The organism is Gracilimonas sp., from assembly GCF_035704785.1.
In the GTDB taxonomy this organism is placed as follows: Bacteria; Bacteroidota; Rhodothermia; order Balneolales; family Balneolaceae; genus Gracilimonas.
Genome location: NZ_DASSWP010000104.1, coordinates 1 through 13409, shown reverse-complemented (window position 1 = coordinate 13409; position 13409 = coordinate 1). Strand labels below are relative to the sequence as shown.

Below are 13409 nucleotides of genomic sequence, written 5' to 3'. Positions count from 1 at the left end.
TACCGAAATATTCAATTTAACAGATATAGTTGAAGAGGTTATTCCTGATTATAGTTTTGTGTATGGGATGTACTACTTAAAAAATGAAAATCGATTATTAATTACGGTTGAAGATTATAATCGACCACCAACTACAATTTTTTTCGATATCAATCTTCATAAAGGGACTTACAAAGCAAATTTAACTGGCCAACATGCGAACATTGTTCCTTCTGAAAACAAGATGTTTTTCTTTTTAACTCATGCAAGTAGTTTAAGGTTAAGCTCCAAGCCTACCCGACATTTAACAGTTTATAGCGTTAGCGAAAAAAGAATGTTTAATCTAATTGATTTTCAAAAAGAATTAGGAGAGAACGTTTATATCCAAGATATAGCTTCCGATGGATGTTCGCTTTATGCAGGTGTATTTTCAAGAAATTTAGGTTCAATGATTTTAAAATATAATATAGAAACGGAATATATAGATAAGGTGAAAAAAATTGGTAATGGAGGTACCACTATTACTGCTATAATTCTTACATCCAACCCAAAACTAAACGGAGAGCTAAAATGAAAAAAATAATAATACTTTTATGCTCGTTGCCAATCTCCAGCTTAGCAACGTCGTCCCGGAAGCTCCGGCTTCCAGTGAAATAAGAATGATTGGCACATCAATTAATTTCCTTAAATATACAAAGTCTAACCTCCGGCAACTACCAAAGCCAGTAATTACCGGCCAAAAGAGATCACTTTTACCGGATCAGTATTAGCGGCAACTCGGGCGGGAAACCAGGATGCCAAGCCGGATAAAAAGATGGTGACGATTGTCACTATAAGGAAGTCAATTGCATGAGGCTCTACGGGTGCATAAGCCATATAGTAATTCTCCTGGGAAAGGGGAATGATCTGATAATTGACCTGAAGGAAGTAGAAAAGTAAAGATATAGCAATCCCTATGATAAGGCCTACGCCCGCGACCATAAGTCCCTCCATTAAGAATATGCGGCGTATCATTTTAGATTTACTGCCTATTGTTTTCAATATCCCAATATCCCGGGTTCTCTCTAAAACCATCATCAAAATTGCCCCAATAAGGTTAAAGGCAGCGACAATGATCATGCCACTAATGACTAATGGGATCATATTTTCCTGTAATTCAACCCATGCAAAAATATTTCCAAAAACGTTATAAATGGGCTCGTTGTAATAGGGGAAAATAATGGTTTCGTTTAGTTTGTCTCGAAAGGGGATGATATTAGAGTCGTCATGTAGACGGATCTCAATAGCATCTGCCTGGGTTTCATTGTATTTGAAAAGCTGCCGGACATGACTCCTTTCCACCATAGCGAATACATCATCAAAAAGGTCAATTCCGGTTTCATAGATACCTGTCAATCGGAATTGTTTGATCTCGGGAGAATTTATTAATGAGGGAATTCCCTCAATTGTATAAACAGTTATTACAGAACCGATAGTTGCATCGAGCTGCTGTGCCAACTGAGCTCCCAAGACTATACCGGGCATTCCGGTTGAATCCGTTCCTAAATCATACTCACCTTTATCCATATAACTTCCCACACCAAAGTCCGGCCTTGCAAGGTCAACGCCTTTAATAGTGGTACCTGTTACCTGATCCCTCGTTTGTATCATCACCTGTCCCTGCAAAACTACTTGTTTACTTTTGATCTCAGGATACTGGTCTAAATAGGTGAAAAGGGTATCTGCACGTTCAATGGGTCTGTCTACATAAGTGCTGATGGTGATATGAGGGGCAAAATCCATGATCTTGCCATTGATGGTAGATTTAAACCCGTGAACAATGGAAAGGGCTATTAAAAGACCGGCAGCCCCAATGGCGATCCCTGCGATCGACATATATTTAATGAACGACAGAAACCCCGAACTTTTGCGGGAGCCTTTAAAGTAACGGCGGGCAAGGTACCATTCAAGCTTCATGGATTCGTTATTGGTTATTCGTTAATGGTTCAAATATACCTGTCATTGGTTTTTTCCTGTACTCAGATTTAATTTGGGCAACGATTTTCGAATAACGAATATACCATTAACGAACATCTAACAAACAAAGTTATTCCGGTTTCATTTGAGGGAAGAAAAGAACATCTCTGATAGAATCAGAATTTGTCATGATCATGGCCAGTCGGTCGATACCTATTCCGATTCCGGCAGTAGGAGGCATGCCATATTCCAGAGCACGAATAAAGTCGTCATCAATAGTCATTGCCTCATCATCACCACCTGCGCGGAGTTTGGCCTGCTCTTCAAGCCGCTCTCGTTGGTCGATAGGATCGTTCAGCTCGGTATAGGCATTGGCTATTTCCTTCCCGTTGCAAATGGCTTCGAATCTTTCAACTAACCCTTCTTTAGATCGATGCTTTTTGGTAAGTGGACTCATTTCAACGGGGTAATCTGTTATAAAAGTAGGCTGAATGAGTTTACCTTCTACAAATTCACCGAATATTTCATCGATGATCTTACCTGCACCAAAAGACTTGTCGATCTCTACATGCAGATTTTTGGCAATGCTGCGAAGTTCATCCACCTCTTTGCCATAGAGATCTTTTCCGGTTTCCTTTTCAATCGCTTCAAACAAAGGAATACGCGGCCATGGAGTTTTGAAATCGATCTGGTTTTCGCCAACCTGTACTTTTGTTGATCCGTGAAGTTCGAGCGCTACTTTTTCAAGCATGTTCTCGGTGAATTCCATCATCCAGTTGTAATCCTTATAGGCCACATACAATTCAACCTGTGTGAATTCAGGATTGTGGAAACGGGAGAGGCCTTCGTTGCGGAAATCTTTGGAGAACTCATACACTCCGTCATACCCACCCACGATCAATCTTTTAAGGTATAATTCATTAGCGATACGGAGATAAAGGTCCATGTCCAACGCATTGTGATGGGTTACAAAAGGCTTTGCAGCGGCCCCTCCATAAACAGGCTGAAGGATGGGAGTCTCGACTTCCAGATAACCCTTTTCATTCATAATGTTACGCATCATCTGAACCATCTGAGTGCGCTGCTGGAATGTTTTGCGTACTTCAGGATTCACGATCAGGTCTACGTAACGCATGCGATAGCGTTGTTCCTTATCGGTGAAGGCATCATGAATGATGGTTTCGCCGTCATCCGTGGTTTCCTCTTTAGGAGTAGGTATCGGGCGGATGGTTTTGGAGAGGAAGTGAAATTCCTCAGCATGTACGGTCGTTTCTTCGGTTTGTGTTTTGAATACAAAACCTTTTATGCCAACAAAATCGCCGATATCAACAAGCTTCTTGAAGACCTTATTGTAATTGTCAGTACCAAGCTCTTCGGTAGCCACATCATCACGCCTGATGTATACCTGAATGGTTCCCTCAGAATCCTGCAGATTGAAGAAAGCGGCTTTCCCCATAACTCTCTTTGTCATAACCCGGCCGGCTATCACCACAGTATCAGAATCAGGATTGGTTTCTTCATCCCGAAGTAACTCTTTTTCGTTTGCTAAAATTTGTTTTGAAGTATGGGTTACATCAAAAGAGTAAGGGTAGGGGTTTACACCCAATTCATGGAGTTGTTCAAGTTTTTCCCGGCGAATTTCTTCTTGTTCCGAGAGGGATAATTCCTGTTCAGACATTTATAAAAGTGAATTTAATTTTGACGTTCAAAGCGAAGCCGTGAAAATACCGAATTATGCAGAGAATTGTGAACGTGAAGATGGATTACTTTTCAGAAGATTCCGGTATAGATTAAAAGAAAAAGTTTGTATTGATTGGTATTAATTAATCTTAATGCGGCATCCTGCATAGTATTCCGTTTTTGATCTTAGGATCAAATTCTATCCAGAGAAACTTCTTTTGGTAAAGGCGTGGAATCAAAGATATAAGAGATCAGAAGATCTCCCAGATAGTCACTGTACATCAATCCTTTTGAACCGAGTGCCGTAAAAACATACATGTGCTCATTATCCGGGTGTCGGCCGATATAAGGCTTTCGGTTTGGAGCAGATGCACGGACTCCTGCCCATTGATCTGCAAGAGCGGCTTCTTTAAAAAGAGCAGGGTAGACTTTGCTTAATCTTTTGATCAGATATTGAGCCCCTTTTTCATCCGGTTCTTTGTGGTCGAAATGATGCTCATAGGTACTTCCTGCTATAAAACGTGTTTTAGAGATGGATGCAATATATCCGAGTGCTGAGATTGAATAATCGAAGTCCCCTGCTTTTGGAGTATCAAATATCGCCAATTGGCCTTTGATAGGGTTAAGGCGTAAAAAGTCCCAGTATTTCAAATATTTGGTCTCATTACCTGTAGCATATATAATGCTTGTGGCCTGAAGCACTTTCTTTTGTAACGAAATTTTAAATGATGATCGATCTGCTTCTTTTTCATACCTGGCATTGGTATAAACTTTCAACCCCTTTTTCTTCAGAAGATCTGTTTTAGATTTGAGGTACAACCCGGAGTTCACGGTAAGACCTTTCGGGAGCCACATTCCGCCTTCAACACAATTGAGTTCCGGATTAATGAACCTGATCTCCTCTTTGTTCAGCCATTTACACCAGCCTTCCGGCCAATCCTGTTGCTCGGCATTTTCTTTCATTCGGGAGGCCATTTTTTCATCCTGAGCGGGACGAAGAATTCCCGTTCTTTTGAAAAACTGAACCGGGCTTTGATCCTGTACTTTTTCCAGATCGGATGCAATGCCGCTATAACATTGTTCAGATCTCCAGGTTTTTGTACCAAATCTACCGGTAGCCAGATTTACTAATCCAAGGGGTGTTCCTGAAGCTCCCGAAGCAATATCCCCGGTATCAATAAGGCAAACGGAAGCCCCCTTCTGTATCAATTTATCTGAGATGGACAAACCGGCTAATCCGGCGCCCAAAACACAAAAATCAAAATGAGTTGGAGAGGGCAATTTATCCTGAGATCTCGTTAGAATTCCTGAGAGTCACACCGGCTTCTTTCATTTCTTTTATAGCTTTTTCCACTGAACCATCCATATCAATACCACGAACAGCATCCTCGGCAAGGGTGACTTTGTATCCGAGTTTGAGGGCATCTAACACCGTCCACTTCACACAGAAGTCAGTAGCTAGTCCCGTAACAACAAGCTCGTCAATATTTCTTTCTTGAAGATATCCATGCAGTCCGGTAACCGTTTCCTGATCATTTTCAAAAAAAGCAGAGTAGGAATCAATATGCTTTCTGAATCCTTTTCTTACGATCAGTTGTGAAGGCTGGGTTCTTAGGTCATTATGAAATTCTGCACCTTTTGTTCCTTGTACACAATGATCCGGCCAGAGCACTTGCTCTCCGTATTCCATCTCTGTAGTACTGAAAGGTTCTTTATCGGAATGGTTGGAAGCGAAAGAGAGGTGATCTTGTGGGTGCCAATCCTGTGTTTGGACTATACAATCAAAAGAATCCATAAGGTTATTGATTGGCTTTATTACCTGATCTCCTCCCGGTACAGCTAAGGCACCGTTTGGACAAAAATCATTTTGAACGTCAACAATAAGTAATGCTTTCATTGAATTATGCTTTTTGAATAAGTTCGATCTTTAAATCTCGCAATTTCTTGCTCAGGCCCACTTTGTACACGTGGGGATTATCAAAGCGTTTATGCTCGTTATTTAGTTTCGAAAGTCTTTGCTGGGCATATTTCGCGCTTTCCTGTACGGTTGGAATTGAAATGTTGATCTCACCTTTGTCGATCACTTTATGAAGTAATTCTTCGCATTTAAGCTTGGAAACAACTGCTGAACGGTGGGAGATATAAGGGTGATAAATAGAATCAGGATTTTCTTCATTATCTAAAGCCACTCCATCACTGTAAAAAGAACCATCAGGGTTGAAATAACGGATCAGTTTTTTAGCATCCGGGAGAGTTACTTTCTCTTCATTTTCAGAAATCTTTAACGTAGGCTTTCCGTTTATGGAACTCAGTTTATACACTCCATCAAGGGCCGGGTCGTCATAGGCCGTTACCAATTTTGTCCCTACACCAAACAGGTCGATGGGCGCGCCCTGATCCAGTAAACTTTTTATAAGGTACTCATCAAGCTGATTGGAGGCTGCGATCTTGACATAATCCAAGCCGGCATCGTCCAGCATTTCTCTGCTTTTACGGGCAAAATATGCAAGGTCTCCACTGTCCAGTCTTATACCGATCAATTTATGCCCTTTTTCTTCGAGCTCTTTAGCAACCTTTATGGCATTTGGAACTCCCTGCTTTAAGGTGCTGTAGGTATCAACCAGCAGGATAGAGGCATCAGGGTAATGTTCTGCGTAGGTTCGGAATGCAGTTAGCTCATCATCAAAAGACTGAATCCAGGAATGGGCCATAGTTCCATTGACGGGGATATCATCCAGCTTACCGGCCAATACATTCGATGTGCCTTGAAATCCACCGATAATGGCGGATTTTGACGCCTGCAGTCCACCGAGCCCTTGTGCTCTCCGTAGTCCGAAATCTACCACAGAATGTTTACCTACGGCCAACTTTATGCGAGAAGCTTTTGTGGCGATCAAAGAAGAAAAGTTCAGGGTATTTAAAACTAAAGTCTCAAGGATCTGAGTTTCCAGTACGGTACCTTCAACTCTGAGGATCGGTTCATTTGGAAAAACGATCTCACCTTCTTTTACGGAATAAATGGTTCCCCTGAATTCGAAATCCTTTAAGTATGTTAAGAACTCTTCTTTAAAACCCTGGGAGCGTAGATAATCCAGCTCATCCGGTTGGAAACGGAAATTTTGAATGCTCTCCAGCAGATCACCCAATCCGGCGAATACTACATATCCGCCATCAAAGGGGAGACTTCTAAAGAAATAGTCAAAATTAGCAGGTTGTTCATGGCGTTCGGATAAAAAATATCCCTGAGCCATCGTCAGTTCGTAAAGGTCGGTGTACAGTGCCGGGTTTTGTAAGATCATGGATATAAAATAGAAAGGCTTTCCGACAATCAGAAAGCCTAAATACAAAAGATTTATCCTCTAAAATTTCTACGCTCGATCAGTTTTTTAATTTTTTTATTTCCGATCCATACTTTTTGATTGGTCTCAACATTAACCAGTTCCAGATTCACCGTATAGAAAACAGCTAAAGTACGCCGATCAGGTGTCTCATCAACGATAGAGCTGATATTACCAATAAGCATAAAGTCGGCCCCCATTTCTTTTGCCATTGCTTTCATGGTTTCCAGTGAGGCGAATTCTTGTTGTTCAAGTCTTTCCTGGCGGATATCCTGCCTTTCCTCGCTGCTTGCAACAATATTTACCGAGCCGGAATTAACGAAAGCACGCTCCATTTCTTTAGTGATAACTTCTGTGTCGATGTGTTCCATGCTTTCATTTCGAACATTGCCTACGATCACAACCGGGGGTTCCTGATATTGTCGGTTATACTGATTAAGCCATGATTTGGTAAGAGCATCAGAGATCATTTCCTCTGATACCATCCGTGCGTCCGTATCATTCCATCTGCCTGAAAGATCGGTGGTTTCAGAGGGATTGATACGATTTACTTTACTTGTGGGTCGGCATCCTGTGATCAGGAGTCCGAATAGCAGAGTGGATAGGATTACGTATTTCATAATGGTGTTGTTTGAAGTTTTATGATTTTAATAAGAATAAATTGATTCAATAAGCCCTAATTTGGTTTGTTCATCAATTTCAATGGATTTTCTTTCGGAATAAAGTATGGATCCGGAAGCTGATAGGTATTGTATCTCGACCTCATTGATACCATGCGGTAAATTGATCACGTTCATCCAGGCTTTACCGGGCATGGTTTGCCATCCTCTGAGATCCGCTTTCTCTGAACTTTCCTGCCCGATAATTCCTAAAACATCAACCAGGAAACCCAGGCCTTTATTTTTTTTACGAACGGAGGAAGCTATAAAGGTTGATCCCGTTGCTTTCATTGTTGCCCTCAGTAACGAACGGGTATAAATGATCGGTACTTTCGCCTTATAAACCTCTGCAGATACAACATCCAGTTCTTCTATAAGCTCAAGATCATGTGGTTGCAACGAGTCAGTTAGAACTCGTATACTTTGTACACGTGATCTATACAGATCAATTTTTGGGAGCGAGAATTTTACATAGAAGCTATTCTCGTCATCATCTCCATCCAGCCAAAGCCTGAAGTCTTCCTGTCTTTTAATTGGCGCCTGACCTGAAAAAGCTGTTATAAGCACATTATAAGAATTGGGGTCTTTTATTTTTTCAAGCTTTTCACTTTCGATCGGAGCTCTTTTATGGAGTTTCTTTTGCTCACTGAGAGCAATATTCAGTTTTTCAAATTCGATACGGGAATCGTCAGGTTTTCCTGTCTTCGCATATAAGATACTTGCCAGATAATGACTGAAGGCACTATTCTGGATATTCACTTTACCTGAATGCCAGTCCATATTTCCTGTAGTGTCTTCTCTGGAAAATGCTTCGGCTAAACCTTTTAAGCGTATATCGAGCTGCTCCATTTTAAAAGCCATTCTGCGGGTTTCAACCAGGGCAGCCTCCCAATTATTCTGATGAATATAATTCAGGCTTTTGAATGCGTTCAGGTATATATCTTCATAAGGTTCACCATCATAAACTAAGGTGTTATCATTCACTAACATGGCTTTAAAGCCCCGGCTTACACTTTTTGTATAAGCATCATCGATCAATATTTCTGCATTATCAAAGAAAACGCTGCTGCTGTCAAAGTTTCCGGCAAAGTGATGGATCAATCCGGCTTCGAGATTTTTTAATACCGCGTCTTTGGATTTATACACTTCTTTACGCTCAAACTCTTGCAACAATTCCGAAGATTCTTGATACTTTCCCGAGGTAAAGGAAGAGCGCAAATCATGCTGGGCGTCATCAAGTACGTAAGCATGGCAACCGGAAAGTAAAATGATCAGGCCAAGGCAAAAGAGATGAAATCCGGCTTTATTTATGATTATCTTAGCGATCATTAAAAAATCTGACCCCTTATTATTTAAGATTTTGTGAATTTTGAATTATAACCAATTTACGTGGATAATAGACGTTTGTTATATCGCATTTTAGTGTTAGCTATTTCCGGATTTATGGTTTCTTGTGCAACTCCAATTGCACCTACTGGTGGTCCCGCAGATAACGACGGACCGGTACTTGAATTCACTGATCCCGAAACCGGTACAACGAATTTTGAGGGAAGTGTTTTTGAGTTTCAGTTTGATGAGTTTGTAAATCGATCTACAGTGAGACAGGCTATTACGGTTGAGCCGGATCTTGGAATTGGTTATGAAGTATCATGGAAAAGAAAGACCATGTTCATAGAGTTTGAAGAGCCTTTTCCCGATTCAACCACCATTATCATTAAGCTTGGGACGGAGATCTCAGATACCCGAAACAACAAAATTTCAAGTCCGATCACTTTAGCTGTTTCAACCGGAGATGATATCGACAGCGGGGAGATATCGGGCAAGGTGCTTCTTGCTGAAAACGGGCGGGCAGCTGATGAACAAAGAATTCTTTTATACCGTCAACCGGTCGATCTTACTAAAAGAGCGAACTACCAGGCGCAAACGGATACTTCAGGCAGTTTTACATTCTCGTATTTAGCTGAAGGAACATATAAGGCTTTGCTGGTGGATGACAGAAACCGGAATAAGATCTGGGATGAGGAAATTGAGACGGCATATCCTTTTTATCAGGAATTCATTGGGTTGGAGAAAGAGGGGAGTGATACCCTGGATGTTATATATGCCGTTCGCGAAGATACTACGAAACCCGATCTGCTGGGAGTAGGATTATTTTCACAAAATAGAATGAGATTCAGATTCAGTGAATCTATCCAATTAACAGATAGCACTACCATTCAAATTTCTGACTCTTTAGGAAACGACTATTCTTCGGCTTTCCCACTTTACGTTTCTCCGAAGGAAAAATTCGTTTTGTTTGCCCAAAGCAATGAACCGTTGCTCGAAGAAGTAGCTTACAGCACTGAAATAAAAGGTATTACTGATCTTGAGGGCAATGAACCGGCTTCTGCCGTGTTCAGCTTTACCGGGACAGCTCAGGAAGATACCACAAGGCAACGCATCATTTCTGCCAATGGCCAAAACGGACTTTCACAAACCGATGATTTTGTAGTAACCTATGCAGCTCCCATTACTGAAAGTGAGATCACAGATTCAGTTGTAGTAATAGAGGGAGATGTGGACTTTGACGATTGGCCTGAGATCTCCACCGAACGAAATAAACTGAGTATAAGTCCACAGCAAGAATGGATCGAAGCGGTAAATTATCAGTTTTTGGTTTGGAATCCGGTTACCCAAAGAAGGAGTATGTACGAACCGGAAGTATGGGATTCAACCGAATATGGTGAAATAGAGATAAACATTGAAAATGCAGATTCTTCTGACACCTATTATGCAATTATCAAAGGCCCAAATGGGCAGGAAGTTGAATTTATCCAATTTCAATTTGCTACAACAATACAGGATCTGCCGCCTGTTGCTTATACGCTGATCTTATTCAGGGATGAAAACGGAAATGAACGCTGGGATCGGGGAACCGTTACTCCTTACCAAGAGCCGGAACGATATTATGTACAAAGAAATATAAATGTTCAGGAAGGTTTTATTTCTGAAGTCAATGTCACATTTGAATAACCATGAGTGAATTACTTAGTCCATATTTAAGTGCTGAATGGCACCTGCCCATTTTAATAGGTTTCATTATTTTCATGACCATTATAATTGCCTCTATAACCACGAGGATCATCAATGTAATGATCAAAAAAAATCGGGAAATAGATGATAATGAGGATGTCACGAACCTTGTCTTTTTCAAACGTTCCGTAAGTGTCCTTATTTACATTACAGGTATCAGCTTCGCGATCTATATGATCCCACAATTAAGAGTTGTCGCAGCTTCATTGCTTGCAGGAGCCGGGTTGTTTGCCATCGCCATCGGTTTTGCCTCTCAGGCCGCTTTAGCGAATGTGATCGGTGGTTTATTCATCGTTATGTTTAAACCGTACAAAATTGGGGATCGTATTCAGGTTAGAATGGACTTGAGTGGTGTGGTGGAAGACATTAACCTTCGGCATACAGTTATTCGGAATTTTGAAAATAAGCGCATCATCATCCCAAATTCTGTGATCAGCAATGAAGTGGTCGTAAATTCAAACTACGAGGATAACAAGATCTGTAAATGGATCGATATGGGGATCAGCTACGATTCGGACATAGACCTTGCGAAGTCTATAATGAAAGATGAGATCCTGAAACACCCTCTTTTTGTAGATAACCGAACGGAAGAGCAAATTGAAGAGGGAGAAGAAATAGTACCTGTTCGGGTTGTAATGATGGGTGAATCGTCGGTTAACTTACGGGCTTGGAGCTGGGCTGTAAATCCACAAGATGCTTTTGTTATGGGCTGCGACCTGCTGGAAAGTATTAAAAAAAGGTTCGATAAAGAGGGAATTGAAATTCCTTTCCCACACAGAACCTTGGTATATAAAACTCCAAAGGATCAAGAAGAGGAACAGGCACTGTAACAGATCATTAAATTTGAAATGTCATCCTGCATTTTCATTTTTCTTTACACTAAAATCATTATTGCTGAACACTTCTGATAAAATAGATTGTTCAATATAGCTTCGCTCTCCTGATTTTGCAGGAATACGAACGATTAGATGTATCTCGCCGGCTACCGGAACTTGTAAAGTGACACGTGGTTCTACAGATGGTACTTCCAATCCACGCTCTTCATTGATCTGACGCATATGTTTTCTTACTTCCTCGAGGTAAGGTTTGCAATATTTATTGGCAGCTTTAAGAACCGTTTTTTGTGCTTCTTTCCAGTTATCCTCTCGTTTTAAGGGGATGGTAAACACATGCAGTACATAATCATGAGTAAAGCTTTCATTGATTAAGGGTTCGGATACAAAGAGAGCATTCGGAATTACAGTCATTCTTCCCGTGCGTTGGTGAGTAATCTTACCGGGGCCAACTTCGAGGATGGTTGTAGCAAGCAGGTTTTGGTCGATCACATCGCCCCTGAAATCTTTGATCTGAATGCGATCTCCGATATTGAAAGAACGGGATCCTGTTTTTAGGATCGAGCCTGTAACGCATAAAATAAGCTCCTTGGTAGCAACAACGAATGCTACAGCAATGGCAACTAAAGAGAGAGCAAAAGCCTGCAATTGATTGCTCCAAATGATGACCAATCCCAGGATCATTAATAATATAAGTCCATTGCGTATCTGAACATGCCACTTTCGACGAAGATCTGTTGAAGCAATGTGTTTTTTCAGATAACGACCAATGAGTAATCTCAGAATGATGAAGGCAAGCACCAACAGAGTCGTGCTGATCAGGGATTTAGTTAAACCTTCGTAAATGAAAAGCTCAGACAGGTTAGTTTTGAGTTGTTGAAAAAAGTCGTTCATCAAGTTGATAATAGCGTTAAGGGGTTAAAACATGTATAAATTAACGAAATCTTTACGGGTTATAAATCGGGAATCGAAAATCCATCAACAAATCGTTATCTTGTGAAACCGCTTCCAAAACATCAAGAAATTAAATTATGTCGGTAGAAACGAAATCAACATCCCCAACCAAGAAAGCCGCTGCACAATCGGAAAGTAAAAACTCCGTACAGGAACCATATCAAACTAAACATAAGGTTCGCTTTGTTACGGCAGCCAGTCTGTTTGACGGCCATGATGCCAGTATTAATATTATGCGACGGATTTTGCAGAGCAGTGGGGCAGAGGTGATCCATTTGGGGCACAACCGTTCGGTGCACGAGATCGTAAATTGCGCTATACAGGAAGATGCCCAGGGTATTGCCATAAGTTCGTATCAGGGTGGACATGTAGAGTATTTTAAATATATGATCGAGCTGCTGGAAGAGCACGGAGCCGGACATATCAAAGTATTTGGCGGCGGTGGCGGCGTGATCGTGGGTGATGAAATCGAAGACCTACACAATGCCGGCGTGACACGTATTTTTTCTGTGGAAGACGGAAGTAAGATGGGGCTGCAGGGCATGATCAACTTCATGCTAAAGGAATGTGATTATGATCCTATTTCGATTGCCAGGCCTGACCATAAAAAAGTAGCCAAGAAAGACACTATAGCCTTGGCGCGTTCCCTCACGGCCATCGAAAATGAAAAAGAGGATGTGCTTTCCTACAAAGAAGGTAAGCTGTTGGATGGCAAGGGAAAAGAAATTAAGATCGGCACAAAGACCATTCCGCTGGTTGGGATAACCGGAACCGGTGGAGCCGGAAAAAGCTCGCTGACGGATGAATTGGTCCGCCGTTTTTTAACCGAATTTGAAGACCTAACGATCGGTATCATTTCCGTTGATCCGTCCAAGATCAAAACAGGCGGGGCTTTGCTTGGTGACCGCATTCGCATGAACAGTATCGACACCGAGCGT

At 41.3% G+C, this 13409-nt stretch carries 12 protein-coding genes; 4 read left to right on the top strand and 8 right to left on the bottom strand.

Translation table 11 applies throughout. The features are described from left to right. A partial coding sequence (locus VFM80_RS06290; RefSeq protein ID WP_395070667.1) for a hypothetical protein occupies positions 1-553 on the top strand: 553 nt, incomplete at its 5' end. Between the two features lie 155 nt (positions 554-708). On the opposite strand, the gene VFM80_RS06285 is transcribed toward VFM80_RS06290, so the two are convergent. From VFM80_RS06285 to VFM80_RS06255, 7 genes are all read right to left on the bottom strand, one after another. After that, positions 709-1935: an FtsX-like permease family protein gene (locus tag VFM80_RS06285; protein WP_395070665.1), complete on the bottom strand. Its 1227-nt coding sequence runs from the start codon at positions 1933-1935 to the stop codon at positions 709-711. 130 nt (positions 1936-2065) lie between these two features. After that, complete coding sequence (gene lysS / locus VFM80_RS06280) at positions 2066-3613, bottom strand: lysine--tRNA ligase (RefSeq protein ID WP_395070663.1); 1548 nt, start codon at positions 3611-3613, stop codon at positions 2066-2068. Positions 3614-3807: 194 nt separating this feature from the next. Continuing rightward, positions 3808-4896, bottom strand: a complete 1089-nt coding sequence (locus tag VFM80_RS06275; RefSeq protein WP_395070661.1) for an NAD(P)/FAD-dependent oxidoreductase — start codon at positions 4894-4896, stop codon at positions 3808-3810. 1 nt (position 4897) lies between these two features. Beyond that, positions 4898-5512: a bifunctional nicotinamidase/pyrazinamidase gene (gene pncA / locus VFM80_RS06270; protein ID WP_395070659.1), complete on the bottom strand. Its 615-nt coding sequence runs from the start codon at positions 5510-5512 to the stop codon at positions 4898-4900. A gap of 4 nt (positions 5513-5516) precedes the next feature. Next, positions 5517-6914 (bottom strand): nicotinate phosphoribosyltransferase, encoded by a 1398-nt coding sequence (locus VFM80_RS06265; protein ID WP_395070657.1) that lies wholly within the window; start codon positions 6912-6914, stop codon positions 5517-5519. 53 nt (positions 6915-6967) lie between these two features. After that, entirely contained in the window at positions 6968-7573 is a 606-nt protein-coding gene (locus VFM80_RS06260; RefSeq protein WP_395070655.1) for a penicillin-binding protein activator LpoB, read from the bottom strand. 27 nt (positions 7574-7600) lie between these two features. Then, positions 7601-8941, bottom strand: a complete 1341-nt coding sequence (locus VFM80_RS06255) for a hypothetical protein (RefSeq protein ID WP_395070654.1) — start codon at positions 8939-8941, stop codon at positions 7601-7603. 60 nt (positions 8942-9001) lie between these two features. Here VFM80_RS06255 and VFM80_RS06250 point away from each other — a divergent pair, with 60 nt between their 5' ends. Continuing rightward, positions 9002-10624, top strand: coding sequence for an Ig-like domain-containing protein (locus VFM80_RS06250; RefSeq protein WP_395070652.1), 1623 nt, complete (start codon positions 9002-9004; stop codon positions 10622-10624). Between the two features lie 2 nt (positions 10625-10626). Next, complete coding sequence (locus VFM80_RS06245; RefSeq protein WP_395070650.1) at positions 10627-11514, top strand: mechanosensitive ion channel family protein; 888 nt, start codon at positions 10627-10629, stop codon at positions 11512-11514. 21 nt (positions 11515-11535) lie between these two features. Here the strand turns inward: VFM80_RS06245 and VFM80_RS06240 are convergent, their stop codons facing one another. Beyond that, complete coding sequence (locus tag VFM80_RS06240) at positions 11536-12411, bottom strand: mechanosensitive ion channel domain-containing protein (protein WP_395070648.1); 876 nt, start codon at positions 12409-12411, stop codon at positions 11536-11538. Between the two features lie 137 nt (positions 12412-12548). On the opposite strand from VFM80_RS06240, the gene VFM80_RS06235 reads away from it, so the two are divergent. Beyond that, on the top strand, positions 12549-13409 hold an 861-nt coding region (locus VFM80_RS06235; RefSeq protein ID WP_395070646.1), incomplete at its 3' end, for a cobalamin-dependent protein.

Coding starts and splice junctions, on each gene's coding strand:
- VFM80_RS06245 (WP_395070650.1), top strand. CDS start 10,627: ATGAGTGAATTACTTAGTCCATATTTAAGTGCTGAATGGCACCTGCCC.
- VFM80_RS06255 (WP_395070654.1), bottom strand. CDS start 8,941: ATGATCGCTAAGATAATCATAAATAAAGCCGGATTTCATCTCTTTTGC.
- VFM80_RS06285 (WP_395070665.1), bottom strand. CDS start 1,935: ATGAAGCTTGAATGGTACCTTGCCCGCCGTTACTTTAAAGGCTCCCGC.
- VFM80_RS06265 (WP_395070657.1), bottom strand. CDS start 6,914: ATGATCTTACAAAACCCGGCACTGTACACCGACCTTTACGAACTGACG.
- lysS (WP_395070663.1), bottom strand. CDS start 3,613: ATGTCTGAACAGGAATTATCCCTCTCGGAACAAGAAGAAATTCGCCGG.
- VFM80_RS06240 (WP_395070648.1), bottom strand. CDS start 12,411: ATGAACGACTTTTTTCAACAACTCAAAACTAACCTGTCTGAGCTTTTC.
- pncA (WP_395070659.1), bottom strand. CDS start 5,512: ATGAAAGCATTACTTATTGTTGACGTTCAAAATGATTTTTGTCCAAAC.
- VFM80_RS06260 (WP_395070655.1), bottom strand. CDS start 7,573: ATGAAATACGTAATCCTATCCACTCTGCTATTCGGACTCCTGATCACA.